Genomic DNA, 21,077 nt, shown 5'->3' on the forward strand with positions numbered 1-21,077 from the left:
GGCATCGGCTGTTCTAGAATCACTTAGCAGCATGGGTGCATATCGCAACGGCATATACAGCCCCAGCACCTTCCCGGCCTCCCTGTCATGAAGCGTCCCCGTCCGTCGACAGGACTGAAGCCTGTCAACTAAATCCCGATTTATATGATGCCCTGCGCCGTCATTGCGTCTACTACTTTTTCAAATCCCGCAATGTTTGCACCTACCACATAGTTTCCTTTTACATCATATCTTTCAGCAGCATCTGCCATATTATGACAGATGTCCACCATAATTCTCTGAAGCTGCGTGTCTACTTCCTCGAATGTCCAGCTAAGACGCTCGCTGTTCTGGGACATCTCCAGGGCTGAAGTTGCAACACCGCCTGCATTTGCAGCCTTTCCAGGTGCAAATAATACACCGTTTTTCTGCAGATATTCTGTCGCTTCCAGAGTTGTCGGCATGTTAGCGCCCTCGGCTACTGCAATACATCCGTTTGCAACAAGTGCCTTTGCATCATCCAGCAAGAGTTCGTTCTGGGTTGCACATGGCAGCGCGATATCAACTTTTACTGACCAAACCCCTCTTCCTTCGTGGTACTCGGAATTTGGACGGTAGTTCTTGTATTCTGTCAGTCTTGCACGCCTAACTTCCTTGATTTCCTTCAGCGTGTCTACGTCAATCCCATCCGGATCGTATACCCATCCGTTGGAGTCACTGACTGTCACTACTTTAGCCCCCAGTTGATGAGCTTTCTGTGTTGCGTAAATAGCAACATTTCCTGAACCTGATACTGCTACTGTCTTACCAGCAATATCAATTCCATTCAGCTTAAGCATCTCTTCTGTCAGATAGAGCAGACCGTATCCGGTAGCCTCTGTGCGGGCCAGAGATCCGCCGTAGCTTAAGCCTTTTCCTGTAAGTACACCTTCTGATAATCCGCGGATACGCTTGTACTGTCCATACATATATCCAATCTCTCTTGCACCGGTGCCGATATCACCTGCAGGTACATCTGTATCTGCTCCAATATATTTACATAATTCCGTCATAAAGCTCTGGCAAAAAGCCATAACTTCTCTGTCTGATTTTCCTTTCGGATCAAAGTCAGAACCGCCTTTTCCCCCGCCGATCGGAAGCCCCGTCAGGGAATTCTTGAAGATCTGTTCAAATCCCAGAAATTTGATAATGCCAAGGTTTACTGAAGGATGCAGACGAAGACCGCCCTTATATGGCCCAATCGCACTATTGAACTGAACCCTGTACCCTGTGTTAACCTGAACCTGACCGCTGTCATCTACCCATGGTACACGGAACTTCAGCTGTCTCTCAGGCTCTACAAGCCTCTCCAGAAGAGCATCTCTGCGGAACTTCTCCTCATTTGCCTCAACAACGGCTCTCAGAGACTCCAGCACTTCCTTTACCGCCTGGTGGAACTCCGGTTCTGCAGGGTTCTTTTTCACAACTAATTCAATTACCTCATCAACGTATGACATCCTTTTCTACCTCCTGAAATAATATAAAAATGGCGGGGTGACAACCTGCCCCGCATCATGACAACTTTGTCTACTCGTTTATTTTAAAAGCTGCCTGCAACTTTGTCAATCATAAATTTCATAATTTTTACAACTTTAAAACTGTATAGTATTAAACCCGACAAAGTATACGGCAAAATGCTTTTATAACATTTTAAATATCATCCGTGTTTACTGCAATATTAGCTTTAGTTTAAACGATGACAACTATGCGGACAGTCTCATCCCTTGTTTTATGTGATAATGACATTTTTGCAGGAAATCTGTTTGTATTATTCATTTCTTATATTTTCCCATTCCTTGTAAAAGATATCGCCAAAATATTTCATTCTTTCCTGATGAACATAGCTGATATCTCCTGTTAAAGTGCAAAAAAACGCCATAGACCTATGTCTATGACGCCTTTGTCATTTCACTCATTTAGTATATACCAGTTTTTTCCTAACGTCAAGTAAAAATTCTAACCGTATACCCTGGTATCAGTACTGCGCGCGCCCGCAGGGGGAACAGTAACGGCCTCAGCAGCCATCTAACGTCCGATCAAGTTCCGAAAGCTGTTCTTAATCTTACTGAACGAGACCGGCAGGTTCTCCCGCTTCTCTTTATAAAAAGAAGAGGTAAAATCAATAATATAAACCAAGATCAGTAATGTACCTGCAATTCTTCCAATATGGAAAGGTATCGCATTTACAATCCGCTCAACAAACCCGTGCAGAACCCCAAACAAGATCAAAGTGTACAGTCCCCACGCCAGCGTGCTTTCCAGACAGAGAATTCCTTTATAATTAAACGGCTTGTCCGTATAATCCCACCAGACCTCACCGAATATCCGCTCCATAATCCTGGCTGTCACCCATTCGATTGTTGTAGCCAGTATGGCTCCCAGAAAGAAAAGCAGCACTCTGTTGTGACTGTAAGGACTCAGTACAAAATATACTGTCAAAGCCCCCACTCCATAGATCGGGCAGAACGGTCCTTTTGAAAATCCCCGGTTTGTCCACTTTTTATTACAAATGGACATGTAAATAGATTCCACTATCCACCCAAGAATACTGTACGTAAGGAACCACAGTACCACATGATATAAATCTCTTCCAAATATCACCTTATCCCACATATTCTCATCTCCATCTTATGTTAATGTCCCATCAGTTTCCTTTGGTAATCATATCACAGCTTCACAGACATTACTACGAACTTTGGAAAGTCTTAAACAAATCTTAAATAAATAAAGAAAATACAAAGCTAACCCGTATTCCGGCCGTCCTTGCCATTCGCATCCTCCGCTGTCCTCAAAACACAAAAATAGAGTGTTTTTCAACACTCTATTTATCTGCACATATTAATTATATTTACGTTTTCTAGCAGCTTCAGATTTTTTCTTACGTCTTACGCTTGGCTTTTCGTAATGTTCTCTTTTACGAATCTCCTGCTGAATGCCAGCCTTTGCACAGTTTCTTTTGAATCTGCGTAAAGCGCTATCTAACGTCTCGTTTTCTTTAACGATTACATTTGACATAGTCTCACACCTAACCTCCCCTTCAGCCTTGTATTGTGCATCATACGACTGTTCGAGTATATTTATTGCACTACAAAAGATTATATCATATTTTCACTAAACGTCAACTGTTTCCGGCAAAAAAACTAAGAAAGTTGTCCTTCCAGTGCTTCAACAGCCTTTGCAAGCGCATCTTTGATGCCTGCCGGGTTCTTTCCGCCTGCCTGCGCCATGTTCGGACGGCCGCCGCCTCCTCCTCCTACGAGGCCGGCAATCGCTTTGATAAGGTTCCCGGCATGTGCGCCCTGTTTCATCGCACCTTCTGTAGCGGTTACCATAAGACTGACTTTCCCCTCATTTCCTGAGGCAAGGACGACTACGCCCTCTCCCAGTTTTTCCTTCATCTGGTCTCCAAGGTCGCGGAGTCCATTCATATCAACGCCGTCCACCTCTGCCGCCAGAAGCTTTACGCCTTTCACTTCCTGCACCTGATCCATCACATCGCCCATGGCATCCTGTGCAAGTCTGCTCTTCAGGCTTTCCACCTCTGAGTGAAGAGTTTTGTTCTCGGACATCACATGTGTGATCTTCTCCGCCAGGTTATCCGGCGATGCCTTTAACAGCTTCGCCGCCTCATTCATCTTCTTCTCCAGAGTATCATAATAGTCTAAAAGTCCCTGCGATGTCAGTGCCTCAATGCGGCGCACGCCTGCAGCCACGCCTGTCTCGGAAATAATCTTAAACGCCATAATTTCGCTCGTGTTCTTTACGTGGGTACCGCCGCAGAACTCAATCGAGAATCCGCCTATATTAACCACCCTTACGATGTCCCCATACTTTTCACCGAACAAGGCCTGCGCACCGGTCTTTCTGGCCTCTTCGATCGGCATATTCTGAATATCCACAGGCAGAGCCTCGGCAATATGCTCATTAACAATTTCCTCTACCTGTTTGAGTTCGTCCTGGCTCAGCGCAGAAAAATGTGTGAAGTCAAAACGGAGCCTGTCTTCATTCACACTGGAGCCTGCCTGTTCTACATGAGTGCCCAGCACTGTCCTGAGCGCCTTCTGGAGCAGATGGGTCGCGCTGTGGTTTCTTGCGGATAAAGAACGCTTTCTGGCATCTACGGCCAGCTCTGCCTTATCCCCTGTCTTGACCATACCTTTGACAACCTGTCCCACATGGCCGATTTTACCACCCAGGAGCTTGATTGTGTCTTCTACCTTAAATTCCCCTTCCGGAGTGCGTATAACGCCCGTATCGGCCTCCTGTCCGCCGCTGGTGGCATAGAAAGGCGTCTCTTTTACAAATACAGTTCCCCTCTCGCCGTCTGACAGGGCTTCTGCTACCTCCGTCTCCGTCGTCAGCACCGTAATCTCTGATTCATATACTAAATTATTATATCCCAAAAATGTGCTTGTAATACCCGGATCAATGGATTCGTATACGGTCACATCCGCCCCCATATAGTTCGTAACGCCGCGGGCGGCGCGAGCTGTCTTTCTCTGGACTTCCATCGCAGCATGGAATCCCTCTTCATCCACATCCAGTCCCTTTTCTTCCAAAATCTCTTTTGTCAAATCGATCGGAAAACCATATGTGTCATACAGTTTAAACGCTTCCTCTCCGGAAAGCGTCTTTTCAGCGCGCTTCTCCATCCCGTCAATCATATCGGATAAAATAACAAGTCCCTGATCAATCGTCTTGTTAAACTGCTCTTCTTCCTTTGCAATCACTTTCAGGATAAAATCTTTTTTCTCTTCCAGCTCCGGATAACCGTCCTTAGAGCCTTCGATTACAGTCTCGGCCAGCGCCGGAAGGAAATTGCCTTCGATATTCAGCAGTCTTCCATGGCGGCAGGCTCTTCTGAGCAGACGTCGCAGCACATACCCTCTTCCTTCGTTGGAAGGCATAATACCATCGGATATCATAAATGTTACGGAACGTACGTGATCCGTTATAACGCGGATAGAAATATCCGTACCTTCTTCTTTCCCATAAACAACATCCGCCATCCTGCATACATGGCTGCGCAATTCCTTGATCGTATCCACGTCAAATATGGAATCCACATTCTGAACAACCGAAGCAAGTCTCTCCAGACCCATGCCTGTATCGATGTTCTTCTGCTCGAGCTCTGTATAATTTCCCTTGCCGTCATTTTCAAACTGGGTAAATACGTTGTTCCATATCTCCATATAGCGGTCGCACTCACACCCAACCGTACAGTCCGGGCGGCTGCAGCCGTACTCTTCTCCCCTGTCATAGTAGATCTCCGAACAAGGACCGCAGGGACCTGAACCATGCTCCCAGAAATTATCTTCCTTACCGAACTTGAAAATACGTTCCGCCGGAATCCCCATCTTTTTATTCCAAATCTCAAATGCTTCATCATCGTCCAAATATACAGACGGGTACAGTTTGTCGGGATCCAGCCCTACCACCTCTGTCAGAAACTCCCATGACCATTTGATTGCGTCATCTTTAAAATAGTCACCAAAAGAAAAGTTGCCCAGCATCTCAAAAAATGTGCCGTGACGCGCTGTCTTACCGACATTTTCAATATCTCCTGTCCTGATACACTTCTGACAGGTTGTCACCCTTTTGCTCGGCGGGTTCTCCTGTCCTGTAAAATATGGCTTCATCGGCGCCATTCCCGAATTGATGAGAAGAAGACTCTTATCATTGTGCGGTACTAATGAAAAGCTCTTCATTGCAAGGTGCCCTTTGCTCTCAAAAAACTCCAAAAACATCTTTCTTAATTGGTTCACTCCATATGGTTGCATAACCCTATTCCTCCCGGTTTCTTTATCTGCGGCAGCCATGATGATTCTGCCCTTATACGCTCCGGATATCCGGAACGATGAGTATATGGTCAACAGAAACAGAGTGGATGCGGATCCACTCTGTATTTCTAACCTATCATACCATAGCTGGTACGGTTTTTCAAATATTATTTTAGCTCGATTTCTGCCAGTTCTTTCGGCGGAATATTGTTGGAAGAATTCTTTACATAGTTGGCAAGAGCTTTCTTTGCTTTTGAGACCGGTATATTCGTTCCGGCGCCTGCTATGCAGCCTCCCGGACAGCCCATTCCCTCGATCAGACAACCGTTCATACGTCCGGCTTTTGCCAGCGTCAGTATCTTTTTGCATTCGGCAAGCCCCTCTGCATGCTCAATGTTCACTTCCACATCCGGATAATACTCATTGATGCAGTTCTCGATGGCCTCTGCCACGCCGCCGGCACAGGCATAGCCGCGGCCCGCTCCCGTCGCGTCGTGGAATGAAGACTCTGCTTCGTACTTCTTCAGGTCAATGTTTTTCGCGTCAAACATTGCCTGCACCTCTTCGTAAGTCACAACAAAGTCCACATCACTGCGCACGGTTCTTCTCGACGCTTCCAGCTTCTTAGCCGCACACGGCCCGATGAATACCACTCGCGCGTTCGGATGCTCCTGCTTAATGGTTCTGGCTGTCGCCACCATAGGGGTCAGCTCCTGCGAGATCTGGTCGATCAGGTCAGGGAAGAATTTCTTTGCCATTACTGCCCAGGACGGACAACAGGATGTCAACAGGAACGGAAGTTCCCCTGATACCACTTTATCCACATAATGATGCGCCTCAGCTATGGCTCCAATGTCTGCTCCCAGCGCCACTTCATAGACTTCTGAGAATCCCAGCTCCTGCAGGGCGGCCTTAATGTTTCTCGGCGTAATATTATCCCCAAACTGACCGACGAATGCAGGGGCAATCTCGGCCACAATCTCTCCGCCCTCCTGCAGCGCGTTCGTCAGCTGAAAGATCTGGGACTTGTCTGAAATGGCGCCAAAGGGACAGCTTACCATACACATACCGCAGGACACACATTTCTCTGTATCAATATAAGCTCTTCCATATTTGTCGGAGACAATCGCATTAACGCCGCAGGCATTTTTACAAGGCCTTTCCTTCTTCGCGATCGCATCATACGGACAGACCGATTTGCATTTACCGCACTTGATACATTTTTCCTGGTCTATAAAGGACTTGCCGTCCACGAAAGAAATGGCTCCCTTCGGGCATACTTCCTGGCAAGGATGGGCAAGGCATCCTTTACAGATATTACTCACTTCATATTTGTTCTCCTCGCAGCTCTCGCAGGCCGATGGTATCACCTGCATCAGCGGAGGCTCATAATACTTTTCTGAAATGTTGCTGGCTTCCACTCCGGAAGTCAGGTGCACCGGCTTATTCTCCGGCCGCAGCGACAGACCCATAGCCAGCCTCAAACGCTCTCTCACGATCGCGCGTGAACGGTAGGTACTCTCGCGGTATTTTTCCGTATCGTCATTTACAATCTCATAGGGTATCGCTTCCATATCCGCCAACAGCGTGTCCGCGTTAGCCTTAAATCCCAGTTTTGCAACTTCCGTAAACACTCTTCTCCGTATTGCACGGACCGGTGTCTGCAGTCCTCTCATCATAGGTTCTCTTCCTCCTGAATTTTCTCCAAAAAGGCAGCTGTCTGCCATTCTGTTTCATTTGCATTACCACTATACCCTTTTGTTAAAATTTAGTCAATATGGTTTCTTGTATAAAAAAAGGTACATTCCTCACTGATTCTTAAGCAGCTTCTGCGCATAATAAACAGACTGCATCGCATCCTTCCCATAGAAATCCGCTCCGATCATATCCGCATACTCCTGATTCAGGACAGCCCCGCCGACCATGACCCTGCATCCGGGCGCTTTCTGCTTCAATTGCTTGATTGTCTCCTCCATGCTCACAACGGTAGTCGTCATAAGTGCACTTAGCCCTGCCAGATGCACGTCCTCCTTCAGCACCGTCTCCACAATCCGTTCCGGCGCCACGTCCTTTCCCAGGTCAATCACATCAAAACTGTAGTTTTCAAGAAGAACCTTCACTATATTCTTTCCGATATCATGAATATCCCCTTTCACGGTCGCAAGCACCACCTTCTCCTTCTTCTCCTGATCCTGTCCGGCTGCCGCGAGCGATTCTTTTAGAATTGTAAAAGCCGCTTTTGCCGCCTCAGCGCTCATCAGCAGCTGGGGCAAAAATACAGTTCCCTTCTCAAAGCCTTTCCCCACATTGTCCAGCGCAGGAATCAGATACGTATTGATGATATCCAGCGGTTTCTGCTCCTTTACAAGCAGGCCGGTAATATGATGCGCCTCTTCTTTCAGCCCCTTTTCGATCGCCTGATCCAGGGACATCTCCCCGGAAACAGAAGGAGGCGCCGGGGCGCCGGTATCCTGTCCGGCATATTTCGCAATGTAATCTTCACAGTTACTGTCCAGGTTCATAAGCGCATGAAAAGCATAATAGGACTTCATCATTTCCTCGGAGGAGGGATTGATGATCCCCGCACTCAAACCATTGTGCATGGCCATTGTATAGAAATTAGCATTGATAACCGGGCGGTTCGGCAGGCCAAAAGAGATATTGGATACTCCCAGCACCGTGTTGACTCCAAGTCCGTCACGCACTTTTTTCAATGCTTCCAGCGTCACCCTGGCCCCTTCGGGATCCGAACTGATTGTCATAGCCAGAACGTCAATGACAATGTCTTTTTTCTGAATTCCGTATTTTGCAGCTTCCGCAATGATGCGGCGGGCTATATCCACTCTTTTATCCGCGGTATCCGGAATGCCGCTTTCATCCAGCGTAAGACCGATGACTACACCCCCATACTTCTGGATCAGTGGAAATACAGCGTCCATGGATTCCTGTTTGCCGCTGACGGAATTCACCATGGCTTTTCCGTTGTAGATCCGCAGTCCGGCTTCCATGGCCTTTGTGTCCACGGTGTCAATCTGCAGCGGCAGGTTAGTCACGCTCTGCAGGTTAGACAGAACATCACGCATCATAGACACCTCATCGATGTCCGGCAGCCCCACATTGACATCCAGTATATGCGCGCCTTTATCCTGCTGCGCGATGCCTTCCCTAAGAATATAATCTATGTCATGTTCCTTTAGTGCCTGCCGGAACTTCTTTTTCCCCGTCGGGTTGATCCGCTCTCCGATAATCTTCGATCCTGAACCCAGGCAGACCGATCTGCCATAAGAAGATACGATCGTGATCTCCTTCTGCGTAACCGGCCGGAGTTCCATTCCCCGGCACAGATTTGCCATCGCCCTGATGTGTTCCGGCGTCGTGCCGCAGCATCCGCCCACCACGGACGCGCCGCGGTCCACAATCATCTGCATGACAGACGCAAAATCACGGGGAAGCACATCATAGACCGTCTCTCCTTGTACTTGTTTTGGAAGCCCTGCATTCGGCTTCACAATCACGGGAAGGGACGTATACTCCAGGATCTGATCCAGAATCGGAAGCATCTGTTTTGGCCCAAGCCCGCAGTTAATTCCCAGGGCATCCACCCTCAGGCCCTCCAGAAGCGCCACCACCGCCGGTACATCCGCCCCTGTTAGGAGTTTGCCCCGCTCGTCAAAAATGGTGGTCACAAATACCGGAAGGTCTGTATTCTCCTTCGCAGCAAGCACGGCAGCTTTCAGCTCATATGTATCACTCATTGTCTCAATATGAATCAGATCCGCTCCGGCCTCGGTTCCGTATCTTACAACCTCCCCGAATGCCTCGTACGCTTCCTCAAACTCCAGATCCCCCATGGGCTTTAACAGCTTTCCTGTAGGTCCGATATCCAGTGCTGCATAAACGCTCCGCCCCTGCACCGCCGCCTGCGCAGACGCTTCTTTCACGTGCCTTACCGCGGCAGATACGATCTCCTGCAGCGAACAGCTGTCGTCATGAAACTTCAATGCATTCGCCCCAAATGTATTCGTCAGTATAATATCGCTCCCTGCCTGGATATAATTCCGGTGTATCTCCGTAATCTGTTCCGGATGTGTGATATTCCATGTCTCTGGAAGCTCCCCGGGCTTTAAGCCGCCCGCCTGCAGTAATGTGCCCATTCCGCCGTCAAAAAACAGCAGTTCTTTTCCTAATCTGTCTAAAATCATATTTTATCCCTTCTGTATATACAGTCTTCTTTTTCGCAGGCCTCACAGCCTTTGATATGGCATTTTTCTTCTGTTGTGCCTGCTCCTATCACCGCTGTCACAGACTTTGACGGAGTCATCATACAGCTGTCAGTCATTGTCAGGCCTATCGTCTTTGCACAGTCCAGCATCTGCATCAAAGGCGCCTGGCAGCTTATGTCAAAATCACCGTATCCGGGACTAAACCTTGGCCGCAGATATAGTCCTTCCGCTGAGACCTGCGCAGCGATATCCGCCTGGCACGCATCACAGTATTCTTCCAGCAGAGCAGCCGCGCAGGCCTGCATAACCACCGCCTTCGCCATATCCGTTAAGGAAAGGCGGGCAAGCATCCGGTCTACCGCTGTTCCCAGCGTTGCGCCAAATAATATGATCTTACGGCACCCTTTCAGGTTCCGCCCAAGACTTCTGCTCTGTATTTCTACTCTGCCTATCGTAAACCTGTCATCCGCCGTCTGCTGCAAATCAAAGATGCGGTAGATGGATCTTCTGCCTGCTATGTCCTCGAGATTCCTGAATGAATCTTCCACCATTGCCAGCGTCTTATCATCTACCGCATGTTTTCCATATCCCAGATAACGGATGGCTTCTTTTGTCATATGATCCATCTGTTATTACTCCTAGCATTTAATAATTTCCGATAAATTACTCATGATTGCCTCTGCCACCTCCGGTTTATTCATGGAATAAATGTGGATATTCCTTACGCCGTTGGCAAGCAGGTCAATAATCTGGTCCGTCGCATATGCAATCCCAGCCTGCTCCATTGCGTCCGGACAGTCTCCAAATCTGTCCAGTATGGCCTGGAATCTCCGCGGAAACACGGTTCCCGACAGTTCGCAGCTGCGTTTCATCTGTTTTGCGCTTGTAATGGGCATGATCCCCGGCAGAACTGGTACTGTTATGCCAGCTTCCCGAATCCGGTACAGAAAGTTGTAATGGATGTCATTTTCAAAAAACATCTGCGTGGTCAAAAAATCCACACCGCTGTCTACCTTCTGTTTCAGATACTTTATATCATCTGCTTTATGTTCGTTCTCTACATGTCCTTCCGGATAACAGGCAGCGCCGATGCAGAAGTCTCCATGCTTCCTGATCTCTTCCACCAGCTCATAGGCATAGTGAAAACGATCCTCCGACGGGAACTGCATATCAGCCGGAATGTCTCCCCGAAGAGCCAGAATATTCTCGATTCCAAGTTCCTTCAGGCTGCCTATTACGCTCCTCACCTCGTCTTTCGTTGAGGACGCGCAGGTCAGATGTGCCAGGCTTTCGATTCCCAGATCCTCTTTGATATGCTCCGCAATCTTTGCGGTATTTTTACTGGTTCCCCCGCCCGCTCCGTATGTAACGCTTATAAAGTCAGGGTTCAGGGCGGCTATCCTGTCGGTTGCTTCCTGTACCTTTTCATATCCCGCGTCTGTCTTGGGCGGAAACACCTCGAACGATATATGTATCCGGTTCTCATTCAGTCTGTCTTTTATTTTCATATTGTACTTCTTCTCCCATATACGAATGCCTGCGGCCGCCCTTCATAAAAGGGCAGCCCATACGCTTTATTCGTAACAGTTCAGGCAAGCCTGAACTGTTACGCATCCAGCCCATTGAGATTCGCCTGCGGCGAAGACCTGGATGCCTGCAACCACCATGTTTTCGTACGGTCTGCGCAGTAAATGCGCAGACCTGTCTGGACGGTTATCTTTATTCGCCAATCAGGCTTTTGTATAATTCATCGTATTGCCTTGCAGAGTTCTTCCATGAAAAATCTTTGTTCATGGCGCGCTCTACAATTTTATTCCAGTCACGTTTCTTATCGTAATAGATCCGTTCTGCATAACGGATGGTATTCAGCATCTCATGTGCATTATAATTCGTAAAGCTGAATCCCGTTCCGGTTTTTTCAAATTCATTGTACGGTTCTACTGTGTCCTTCAGTCCTCCTGTCTCCCTAACGATAGGAATCGTTCCGTATCTGAGGCTCATCAGCTGGCTCAATCCGCACGGCTCAAACAATGACGGCATCAGAAACGCATCGCAGGATGCATAAATCCTATGAGATAAGTCCTCGGAATAAAAGATATTCGCTGATACTTTTCCCGAGTATTTCCATGCAAAATGACGGAACATGTTCTCATATTTGGCATCTCCGGTGCCGAGTACGACAATCTGCACCGCATCCTGACACAATTCATCCATAATGTAATCTACAAGGTCAAATCCTTTTTGATCGGTAAGTCTGGATACCATGCCGATCATCATGGTCCTGGAATCTTTATCCAGTCCCAGTTCTTCCTGGAGGGCCAGCTTGTTTGCCACTTTATTCTTACGGAATGTATCAACCGTAAACTTCTTGGCAATCCGGGAATCCAGAAACGGACAGTATTCCTCATAATCAAGTCCGTTTACAATTCCGCACAGTGCATTTTCTCTCGCCCTCATCAGGCCGTCAAGGGCCTCTCCGTAAAATGGTGTTTTAATCTCTTCTGCATAAGTCTGGCTTACAGTTGTTACCTTGTCAGCATATACGATCCCGCCCTTCAGAAGGTTCGCATCTTTGTATGCTTCCATCTTGTCAGGAACAAAATAGTACTCCGGCAGCCCTGTGATACTGCGTACGGTCTTCGTATCCCATACGCCCTGAAACTTCAGGTTATGTATCGTCATGATTGTTTTGATTCCCCTGTAATACTCGCCGAGATAACGGAAATTATCCAGATATACCGGTATGAGGCCGGTCTGCCAGTCATGGCAGTGAATCAGGTCAGGGCGGAACCCAATCACAGGAAGTATACTTAAAACGGCTTTAGAAAAAAAAGCATACTTCTCGATGTTCCACTTCGGATCGCCGTCATATGGAGCATAACCGCCGAAATAATGTTCGTTGTCGATAAAATAAAATGTAATATTGTCATGGACACATTTTAAAATTCCGACATATTGGTCAGTTCCTGCTATATCCATGTAGAAATGATCAACATATTCCAGCATATCTTTCCATTTTTGCAGCATACAAGTGTATTTTGGCAGCACCACCTTCACATCATACTTTTTTCTATCAAAATATTTGGGCAATGAGCCTACAACATCTGCCAATCCGCCAGTTTTAATAAATGGAACGCATTCTGAAGATGCAAATAAAATGTTTTTCATAAACAAACCCTCCACTTTCCTTGAGTCCTCTTACAAGCCTTATATACTGATTATTATAACTCATTTTCTGAACAAAGGAAAGAATTATCTGTGCTTATATTCTAATTGGATGGTATCTGCAATCAGTGCTATAAACTCAGAATTTGTCGGCTTTCCTTTGCCGGTGCTCACGGTATAGCCGAATAATTCGTCCAGAGTGTCCAATTTACCGCGGTTCCATGCAACTTCAATTGCATGGCGTATTGCCCGTTCTACTCTGCTTGATGTCGTCTGGTACTTTTTGGCAACCGTTGGGTATAATACCTTCGTGATTGCGTTCAGGACATCCATATCTTCCACTGCCATCATAATGGCATCCCTCAGATAATGGTATCCTTTGATATGAGCCGGTATCCCAATCTCATGTAGCATGTTAGTGACACGATTTTCCAGGTCCTCTTCTCTAATCGAGGTATTTCCAGATAATTCTTCATTTTTCTTCTCGTGATTTCGGAACACTTTTCTTACAGTTTTTATACGATTCAACAACATTTCATTATTAAATGGTTTCATGATGTAGTAATTTGCGCCTTTGTTGAAAGCGTCTTCTGTAATTTTCTCCTGTCCTACCGCTGTTACGACAATGAAATCAGGGCGTTTTGTCATGGTCTTGTCTTGATTTATGCGTTCCATGACGGTTAAACCGTCCATTTTCGGCATAATTAGATCAAGAAGAACCACGTCTGGCTGTTGATTCTTGATGATTTGACACATCTCCTCACCATTTTTAGCCTTTCCCACCACATTCAGTTCTTTGTCCATGTTGATAATTTCTTCGAGCAGATCTAAAATTCTCTCATTATCATCAGCGATGGCCACGTTTAAATGTTCCATAATCCCTCTCTCCTCTAAAGGACCCGGACTGAGAAACGCCACTCGATTATTATATCTTTGAATCACACCATAATCAAGGATAATTTGTTGCTCTAATTCGACAAAGTCTGATCTCCAACATTCTCCAGCATATTTTCGATGAAAATGCCGTAACCTTTTGTGGAATCCTGTACGAAAACATGGGTTACCGCGCCTATCAGTTTCCCATTCTGCAGGATGGGGCTTCCGCTCATGCCCTGTATGATTCCCCCAGTCTTTTCAAGGAGTCCGGGGTCGGTCACCTGTATGACAAGCCCCTTGTTCACTTCGTGTCCGGAATAGTCGATATCTGTCACCTTTATGTTATATTCTTTGACTTCATTGTCGACAAAGCAACGTATCGTCGCGTCGCCGATTTCTATCTCTTCTTTGGCTGCAATCTGCACAGGAATCTGTTCTGTAAATAAGTCGTCTATCTTATCTATCGTACCATAAATCCCTGCGTCAGTATTCTTTTTTATACTTCCCAGCTTATTGTATCCGTTATAAACTATGATGCCCTCCATGCTGCCAGGAATTCCATTCTCGCCCTTTTTAATCGAGTGGATACTGGTTTTGTAAAGTGTTCCATCCGCAATGGACAAAAGTACATTTGTATCGGAATCATGAATTCCATGTCCCAGCGCGCCGAATTCGCTGCTTCCTGTCAGAAAGGTAATGGTCCCAAGTCCCTGCACATTGTCCCTCACCCAGATGCCCAATTTATATTCATCGGGTTCGCATTCCACTGGTTTTATTTTCACATCTATGGTCTCTTCCTCTCTTCGAAGGCTGAGGACCACCTCGTCTTCATTCAGATGGGCGAGGGCTTCCATCAATTCCTTTTTATTCTCAACTGTTTTTCCGTTGATTCCAGTTATATAATCCCCGCATTTAACCAGATGGCTGGCCGGCTCGTATTCCACCCCGTCTATTCCTTTTATGTGTTCCGTATCCAGTACCATAACGCCATCTGTCTCCATATAGATTCCCACCGGCATTCCACCGACAAGAACCGTGTCTTCGCTGATTGTCTCTGTACTTACTTCCGTCTGCTCTACTGCATCTGCGGCTATCCAGCCAAAATAGCCTGAACAGGCAGACAAAAGCACGGCGGACAAAAGTACAAGAACTCTGTTCTGCCAGCGTTTCTCCATGCAACCACACCCTTTCATTTTTAATTAGGAATTCATGAAATAGAAACCGCAAAAATTTCTCTTATTTCACAAAAAATACGATCCTATTAAACAAAAAACAGATACCAACTTGGTATCCGTTTTTAGTATGTGACTGCATGTTCTTTTTCACACTGGTATTATATTTCACGCTTTGCCATTTCTTTCATCTCTGCCGCGCTTTCCATTATTTTTCCGGTTACTTTCGCCCCGCCCAGAAGCCGTGCCAGCTCTTTAACCGATTCCTGCTCATCCAGACATCGTATTTCCGTTTTGGTACTGTTAGAGGTTGTATCTTTTTGAATCAGATAATGTGCATCAGCCATCGCCGCGATCTGGGGAAGGTGTGTGATACAGATTACCTGTCTGCTCCGCCCGATAACATGCATTTTTTCTGCCACTTTTCCTGCCGTGATTCCGCTGATTCCCGTATCTATCTCATCAAAAATTAAAGTCGGCGTATCTTCCTTATCTGCTAAAACTGCTTTTACCGCAAGCATAATTCTCGATAATTCACCGCCGGATGCTACATTGGCAAGCGGTTTTACAGGTTCCCCAGGATTTGTGGAGAGATAAAATTCCCCCTCATCCATGCCATTGGCAGTAAAAGTTTCCGTCTTTTCCAATCTCAGTTCAAACTTAACGTCCAGAAAATTCAGGTCAGCAAGACCCTGTTTTATCTCCGCCGCGAATGCCCGGGAAGCCTCAGCTCTGGCTTTGCTTAAAGCATCTGAGTACTTCTTTAGCTTTTTTTCGCTCCGGCTGTATTTTTCTTCCAGATCAGCAATATAACTTTCGTAATCTTTTAGTTCACTTAGTCTCTCTCTTTTTGTCCTGCAGTATTCCAGGACATCTTTGACAGTATTACCATATTTTGCTTTTAAATGATTGACAAGATTCAGCCTGCTCTCGGTTTCATAATACTCTTCCTCGGAAAATTCAAAGCTTTTCGCATATTCCGCCAATTCCCGGTTAAAATCATTCAGAAGACTGTCTATTTCGAGCAGCTGCCCATAAAGACCCGCTCCCTGCTCATCACATTCTTCCACATCCTGAAATGCGCGGATGGCCCGGCTCAGCAGATCGCTGGCATTGCCATGGGCTGATTCGCTCGTATACTGATATGCCTCCGCTATGCTCTCCGTAAAACGGCGGCTCTCTGTCATACGCTGGTATAACGCCTCCAGTTCTTCATCTTCGTGGTCCTGCAGGCCGGCCTCTTCAATCTCCCCGATTTCAAATTCCGCGAGCGAGATCTCCTTTTTCCGGCTTTCTTCATCCATCCCCGACTCTTCCAGTGCTCTGCGGCAGCCTATATATTCTTTATATGCCGCAGATGTAGATTTCTTTAAGCCTTCCACCTTATCCCTGGCATAGACATCCAGAAGCGCCAGATGGTTTTTTTTGTGCAGCAGCGTCTGATGCTCGTGCTGCCCGTGGATGTCAATCAGCATACTTGCAACATCTTTGAGTACACTCATGCTGACCGTCTCCCCGTTAATTTTGCTGACACTGCGTCCCTCCATCAGTTTCCTGGACAGAATGAACATGCCTTCTTCCGGGAAGATATCCAATGCCTCCAGCTGTCTTAGAAGCGCTTGGTCCTCTACGGTGAAGGTCATCTCCACCAGTCCGAACTGTGCGCCCTTGCGCAGCATATCTGCGCTGTACCGGCCCCCCAGGGCAAGGCCTACAGAGCCCAGAATAATTGATTTCCCGGCTCCCGTCTCACCAGTCAGGATATTGAGTCCCGGCTGGAATTCTACTTCTATTTCATCAATTAACGCTAAATTTTTCACATGCAGATTTTGCAACATATTTTTATCCTAATTCCCTTTAGACACAATCTTTCGAATCTTCTCCATTACAGCAACTGTCTCATCCACACTGCGGACCGCACACATAATCGTATCATCCCCTGCTATGCATCCCACAACTTCTTTCCACTTCATCGCATCCACGGCGGCTGCGACTGCCATAGCCATACCGGATACCGTTTTGATCACGAGGATATTCTGGGCCATATCCATGGATATATAACCGTCCCTTAAAACACGGATATACTTCTCGCTCATCCCGTCTTCCTCCGGCTTCAGAACCACATACTTCTGCCTGCCGCCGTCCACGGACACCTTGGTAAGCTTCAGATCCCTGATATCTCTGGATACCGTTGCCTGTGTCACTTTAAAACCCGCATCGTTCAGACGCTCGGCCAGTTCCTCCTGGGTTTCGATATCATTCTGGCTGATTAATTCGATTATTTTTGCATGACGACTGACTTTCATATTACTAGTTTCCTTTCATTTTCTTGCGCATAGTCTTCATAAAGCTTTCCTTGCTGAGCTTAATCAGCTTTGTAGTCTCACCCGACTTTTCGATCGTAATTCTATCTCCTGTCACCAGCGGCACGGTACTGGCGCCGTCAAACGTAACGGCAGCATGCTCCGTCTTGCCGTAACGCCCCTCGCAAATCTCCACTTCAATGATATCTTCCGCGGACAGCACAATACTGCTTGTATTGAGAGCATGAGAACAGATCGGGGTTATGACAAACATGCTTGCCGTGGGCTCCACAATCGGTCCTCCGGCTGAAAGGTTGTACCCGGTTGTCCCGGTAGGAGTGGAGATGATTACCCCGTCAGCCTGATAGCTGTTGAGCAGTTCACCGTTTACCGAAATATTAAAATGAATCACCCTGAGCCCGCCTTCTCTTGTCACTACAATATCATTCATCGCCACGTCGTTCAGCCGGCCCTCCACACAGCCATGCATCATCATGCGTTCCTCTATCTCAGGTGTTTTATCAAACAGCCTGTCCAGAGCGCCCCTGAAGTCGTGCAGTTCCACCTCAGTCAGATAGCCCAGTGTACCCAGGTTGATTCCGAGCAGAGGGATATTATATCCCTCCAGCTCCCTGGCCGCGCGGATCAGCGTTCCGTCTCCGCCCAGCACAAGGGCACACTCCATCCCTTCCGGGACGGTTCCCGGTATAATATGCCCATCCGGGTCCTTCTGGGAGAGTATCCCGGTTTTACCATGCTGTTCGATATAATCCAGGATTTCATTAGTTATGCTGTAGTCAGCATCTTTTAGCTTATTCGTAATAACGTAAAATTTATCCATGGTGCTTCCTCTTATTTTGCCAGCGTCTCAAAAGCCCTCTCTACTACAGTCACCAGATCCACCGCAATTGCCGGGGCGTCCCCTTCACATTTACGCAGGTGGATCAGGTATTCAATATTGCCTTCCGGCCCTTTGATCGGGGAAAAGTCAATATTCAACACTTCAAATCCAATGGAATTCGCATACTGCGCCACCTTTTCGATCACCTCATGGTGGGTGCTCTTTTCACGCACCACTCCCTTTTTTCCTACCTTTTCCCGGCCGGCCTCAAACTGCGGTTTGATCAGCGCCACGATCTCCCCCTCTGACCGCAGATAGCCGCGGATTGGTCCCAGTACTTTTGTCAGAGATATGAAAGATACGTCTATCGAAGAAAAATCAACAGGCTCCCCAATGTCTTCAGGGGTCACGTAGCGGATATTCGTCTTTTCCATGCAGACGACCCGTTCATCCTGACGGAGCTTCCAGTCCAGCTGGCCGCGTCCCACGTCTATGGCGAAGACTTTCACAGCGCCGTTCTGCAGCATACAGTCCGTAAATCCGCCCGTGGAGGATCCCACATCTGTACAGACTTTCCCCTCGACAGTGACATCAAAATTGGCAAGAGCCTTCTCCAGCTTCAGCCCGCCGCGGCTGACATAGGGCAGTGCATGTCCTTTTACCTCGATCCGCACATCCACCGGAAAAGACGAACCTGCCTTATCCTCTCTCTCCCCGTCTACAAAGACACTTCCAGCCATGATAATGGCTTTTGCCTTTTCTCTGGATTCCGCCAGATTCCGTTTTACCAGCAACACATCTAATCGTTCTTTCATTTTACTCATTCCTTATCGTCACATAGTCTGTAATTACCTGTTTTACGATTGTTTCACAGTCCAGCCCCACCTCATGGCGCAGTACATCCACGTTGCCGTGTTCCACATAATCATCCGGTATCCCGATATTCAGAACATGCACCCCCAGGCGCGCACGTGACACATACTCCAGCACACGCTCTCCGTAGCCTCCGGAGAGGACGTTCTCCTCAATCGTAACGAACAGCTGGTGTTCTTTTGCCATCCGCTCCAGCATTTCCGTATCCAGCGGCTTTACAAAGCGTGCGTTTACCAGGCTGCAGCTGTATCCTATGTCTTTCAGGCTGAGGCGTACGGCCTCAGCAACCGCTGCCATGTGTCCTACAAACAGAACGGCAATATCCTCTTCCTCAAAGAGAACTTCACTTTTACCATAGGTAATAGGAGCACGGAATTCCTTCAGCCCCTCATAAGCCGATCCTCTTGGATACCGCAAGGCTATGGGATACCCAAAGCCCACTGCATATCTGACCATATCTGCCATCTCCCAGCGGTTTTTTGGCGACATGATCGTCATATTCGGGATCGTAGCAAGAAAAGACAAATCGAAAAGCCCCTGATGCGTCTCTCCGTCACTGCCGACAAGGCCTCCCCTGTCCACCGCCAGCACAACCGGCAGCTTCTGCAGGCAGATGTCGTGGATCGCCTGGTCGTAAGCCCTCTGCAGGAAGGAAGAATAAAGCGCCACTACCGGCTTCATTCCCCCCGCCGCAAGACCTGCTGCAAACGTCAGCGCGTGCTCTTCCGCAATTCCCACGTCAAAGAACCGGTCCGGATAGTACTTCTGGAAACGGTTCAGCCCGGTTCCGTCTGCCATGGCCGCCGTGATCGCCGCCACCTTACTGTCATGCCTGGCAACATCACAGATCACCTTGGAAAATACATCTGTGTAGCTGTCCTTGGCCGAAGCATCCCTGGCGGCCCCGGTCTCTATGTCAAAAGGCCCGGTTCCATGAAATCGCGCCGGATTCCGCTCTGCAGGCTCATATCCTTTTCCTTTTTTTGTCAGTACATGGACGAGCACCGCATGGTCTACACGCTTTGCCTCATTCAGCGCCTTATATAATTTTTTCACATCATGCCCGTCAACCGGTCCCAGATAAGTGATCCCCATGTCCTCAAAAAACATACCCGGTACAATGAGCTGTTTGATGCCGCTCTTAGTCTTTTTCATCTGGTTGACAATTTTCTCGCCCTGAACCGGAATCTTCAAAAGCGTATCTTCCACGCCCTTTTTCAACCCCACATAGGCTTCTGCTGTGCGCAGGCCATTCAGATACCTGGACATGCCGCCTACATTCTCCGAGATAGACATGTTGTTGTCATTTAATACAATAATAAAATTGCTTTTCAGCCTGGAGGCATTGTTGAGCGCCTCATATGCCATCCCGCCTGTCATTGCACCGTCCCCGATAATAGAGACGACATGGTGCTCTTCACCGAGAATATCTCTGGCCGCAACATAACCCAGCCCGGCGGAAATAGAAGTTGAGCTGTGCCCGGTATCAAATGCATCGCACTCACTTTCTTTGCGCTTCGGAAATCCGCTCATGCCGCCGTATTTACGCAGGTCATCGAATCCTGCCCTGCGCCCGGTCAGCAGCTTGTGCGTATATGCCTGGTGCCCCACGTCCCAGATCAGCTTGTCCTGAGGCAGGTCAAAGGCCAGATGCAGGGCCATTGTAAGCTCCACAACGCCCAGATTCGAGGCCAGATGACCGCCTGTCCTGCTGATCTTTTCAATCAGGAATTCACGGATCTCCTCCGCCAGCAGATCCAGGTCCTCAGGCTGTAACTCCTTTATATCATTTTCCTTTTGGATCTTTTCTAATATCATTAGGAATC

At 47.6% G+C, this 21,077-nt stretch carries 16 protein-coding genes; all 16 read right to left on the reverse strand.

The genetic code is table 11. The annotated features are described in order from the left end of the window. Positions 1-140: 140 nt before the first annotated feature. Positions 141-1,475, reverse strand: a complete 1,335-nt coding sequence (gdhA, locus tag GKG43_RS18520) for an NADP-specific glutamate dehydrogenase (protein WP_025657566.1) — start codon at positions 1,473-1,475, stop codon at positions 141-143. A 568-nt stretch (positions 1,476-2,043) separates the two neighbouring features. Continuing rightward, complete coding sequence (locus GKG43_RS18525; protein ID WP_050642391.1) at positions 2,044-2,631, reverse strand: putative ABC transporter permease; 588 nt, start codon at positions 2,629-2,631, stop codon at positions 2,044-2,046. A 225-nt stretch (positions 2,632-2,856) separates the two neighbouring features. Then, the gene (gene rpsU / locus GKG43_RS18530) at positions 2,857-3,033 is read right to left on the reverse strand and encodes a 30S ribosomal protein S21 (protein WP_004054229.1); all 177 of its coding nucleotides are present in this window, start codon (positions 3,031-3,033) and stop codon (positions 2,857-2,859) included. Positions 3,034-3,158: 125 nt separating this feature from the next. Then, a complete protein-coding gene (gene alaS / locus GKG43_RS18535) occupies positions 3,159-5,798 on the reverse strand; it encodes an alanine--tRNA ligase (RefSeq protein WP_055151175.1) in 2,640 nt (879 codons plus the stop codon). Positions 5,799-5,965: 167 nt separating this feature from the next. Then, positions 5,966-7,477 carry a 4Fe-4S dicluster domain-containing protein gene (locus GKG43_RS18540; RefSeq protein WP_050642393.1) on the reverse strand — a complete coding sequence of 504 codons (1,512 nt, stop codon included), beginning with the start codon at positions 7,475-7,477 and terminating at the stop codon, positions 5,966-5,968. 129 nt (positions 7,478-7,606) lie between these two features. Beyond that, positions 7,607-10,000 carry a homocysteine S-methyltransferase family protein gene (locus tag GKG43_RS18545; RefSeq protein ID WP_055151178.1) on the reverse strand — a complete coding sequence of 798 codons (2,394 nt, stop codon included), beginning with the start codon at positions 9,998-10,000 and terminating at the stop codon, positions 7,607-7,609. Beyond that, positions 9,997-10,647 carry a vitamin B12 dependent-methionine synthase activation domain-containing protein gene (locus GKG43_RS18550; protein WP_050642395.1) on the reverse strand — a complete coding sequence of 217 codons (651 nt, stop codon included), beginning with the start codon at positions 10,645-10,647 and terminating at the stop codon, positions 9,997-9,999. The genes GKG43_RS18545 and GKG43_RS18550 overlap by 4 nt, the downstream gene beginning before the upstream one ends. A 12-nt stretch (positions 10,648-10,659) precedes the next feature. Then, a complete protein-coding gene (gene metF / locus GKG43_RS18555) occupies positions 10,660-11,529 on the reverse strand; it encodes a methylenetetrahydrofolate reductase [NAD(P)H] (protein ID WP_025657570.1) in 870 nt (289 codons plus the stop codon). 211 nt (positions 11,530-11,740) lie between these two features. Next, positions 11,741-13,189, reverse strand: coding sequence for a glycogen synthase GlgA (gene glgA, locus GKG43_RS18560; protein WP_050642396.1), 1,449 nt, complete (start codon positions 13,187-13,189; stop codon positions 11,741-11,743). An 84-nt stretch (positions 13,190-13,273) separates the two neighbouring features. Beyond that, positions 13,274-14,062, reverse strand: coding sequence for a sporulation transcription factor Spo0A (spo0A, locus tag GKG43_RS18565; RefSeq protein ID WP_025657571.1), 789 nt, complete (start codon positions 14,060-14,062; stop codon positions 13,274-13,276). Between the two features lie 92 nt (positions 14,063-14,154). Next, on the reverse strand, positions 14,155-15,237 hold the full coding sequence (gene spoIVB, locus GKG43_RS18570; protein WP_050642397.1) for a SpoIVB peptidase: 1,083 nt from the start codon (positions 15,235-15,237) through the stop codon (positions 14,155-14,157). Between the two features lie 158 nt (positions 15,238-15,395). Next, positions 15,396-17,072: a DNA repair protein RecN gene (recN, locus tag GKG43_RS18575; protein ID WP_129879621.1), complete on the reverse strand. Its 1,677-nt coding sequence runs from the start codon at positions 17,070-17,072 to the stop codon at positions 15,396-15,398. Positions 17,073-17,081: 9 nt separating this feature from the next. After that, positions 17,082-17,540, reverse strand: a complete 459-nt coding sequence (gene argR / locus GKG43_RS18580) for an arginine repressor (RefSeq protein ID WP_050642399.1) — start codon at positions 17,538-17,540, stop codon at positions 17,082-17,084. Positions 17,541-17,544: 4 nt separating this feature from the next. Further along, entirely contained in the window at positions 17,545-18,378 is an 834-nt protein-coding gene (locus GKG43_RS18585) for an NAD(+)/NADH kinase (RefSeq protein WP_025657575.1), read from the reverse strand. 11 nt (positions 18,379-18,389) lie between these two features. After that, positions 18,390-19,193 carry a TlyA family RNA methyltransferase gene (locus tag GKG43_RS18590; protein ID WP_055151184.1) on the reverse strand — a complete coding sequence of 268 codons (804 nt, stop codon included), beginning with the start codon at positions 19,191-19,193 and terminating at the stop codon, positions 18,390-18,392. Position 19,194: 1 nt separating this feature from the next. Next, a complete protein-coding gene (gene dxs, locus GKG43_RS18595; protein ID WP_055151187.1) occupies positions 19,195-21,069 on the reverse strand; it encodes a 1-deoxy-D-xylulose-5-phosphate synthase in 1,875 nt (624 codons plus the stop codon). Between the last annotated feature and the right edge of the window lie 8 nt (positions 21,070-21,077).

Source organism: Eubacterium sp. BIOML-A2 (assembly GCF_009680135.1).
GTDB lineage: Bacteria > Bacillota > Clostridia > Lachnospirales > Lachnospiraceae > Faecalicatena > Faecalicatena contortus_B.

Excerpts from the sequence above, each read along its gene's own strand:
- GKG43_RS18550 (WP_050642395.1), bottom strand. The coding sequence starts at position 10,647 with ATGGATCATATGACAAAAGAAGCCATCCGTTATCTGGGATATGGAAAA.
- glgA (WP_050642396.1), bottom strand. The coding sequence starts at position 13,189 with ATGAAAAACATTTTATTTGCATCTTCAGAATGCGTTCCATTTATTAAA.
- GKG43_RS18545 (WP_055151178.1), bottom strand. The coding sequence starts at position 10,000 with ATGATTTTAGACAGATTAGGAAAAGAACTGCTGTTTTTTGACGGCGGA.
- gdhA (WP_025657566.1), bottom strand. The coding sequence starts at position 1,475 with ATGTCATACGTTGATGAGGTAATTGAATTAGTTGTGAAAAAGAACCCT.
- alaS (WP_055151175.1), bottom strand. The coding sequence starts at position 5,798 with ATGCAACCATATGGAGTGAACCAATTAAGAAAGATGTTTTTGGAGTTT.
- spoIVB (WP_050642397.1), bottom strand. The coding sequence starts at position 15,237 with ATGGAGAAACGCTGGCAGAACAGAGTTCTTGTACTTTTGTCCGCCGTG.
- GKG43_RS18590 (WP_055151184.1), bottom strand. The coding sequence starts at position 19,193 with ATGAAAGAACGATTAGATGTGTTGCTGGTAAAACGGAATCTGGCGGAA.
- GKG43_RS18525 (WP_050642391.1), bottom strand. The coding sequence starts at position 2,631 with ATGTGGGATAAGGTGATATTTGGAAGAGATTTATATCATGTGGTACTG.
- spo0A (WP_025657571.1), bottom strand. The coding sequence starts at position 14,062 with ATGGAACATTTAAACGTGGCCATCGCTGATGATAATGAGAGAATTTTA.
- recN (WP_129879621.1), bottom strand. The coding sequence starts at position 17,072 with ATGTTGCAAAATCTGCATGTGAAAAATTTAGCGTTAATTGATGAAATA.
- metF (WP_025657570.1), bottom strand. The coding sequence starts at position 11,529 with ATGAAAATAAAAGACAGACTGAATGAGAACCGGATACATATATCGTTC.
- GKG43_RS18585 (WP_025657575.1), bottom strand. The coding sequence starts at position 18,378 with ATGGATAAATTTTACGTTATTACGAATAAGCTAAAAGATGCTGACTAC.
- argR (WP_050642399.1), bottom strand. The coding sequence starts at position 17,540 with ATGAAAGTCAGTCGTCATGCAAAAATAATCGAATTAATCAGCCAGAAT.
- rpsU (WP_004054229.1), bottom strand. The coding sequence starts at position 3,033 with ATGTCAAATGTAATCGTTAAAGAAAACGAGACGTTAGATAGCGCTTTA.
- GKG43_RS18540 (WP_050642393.1), bottom strand. The coding sequence starts at position 7,477 with ATGATGAGAGGACTGCAGACACCGGTCCGTGCAATACGGAGAAGAGTG.
- dxs (WP_055151187.1), bottom strand. The coding sequence starts at position 21,069 with ATGATATTAGAAAAGATCCAAAAGGAAAATGATATAAAGGAGTTACAG.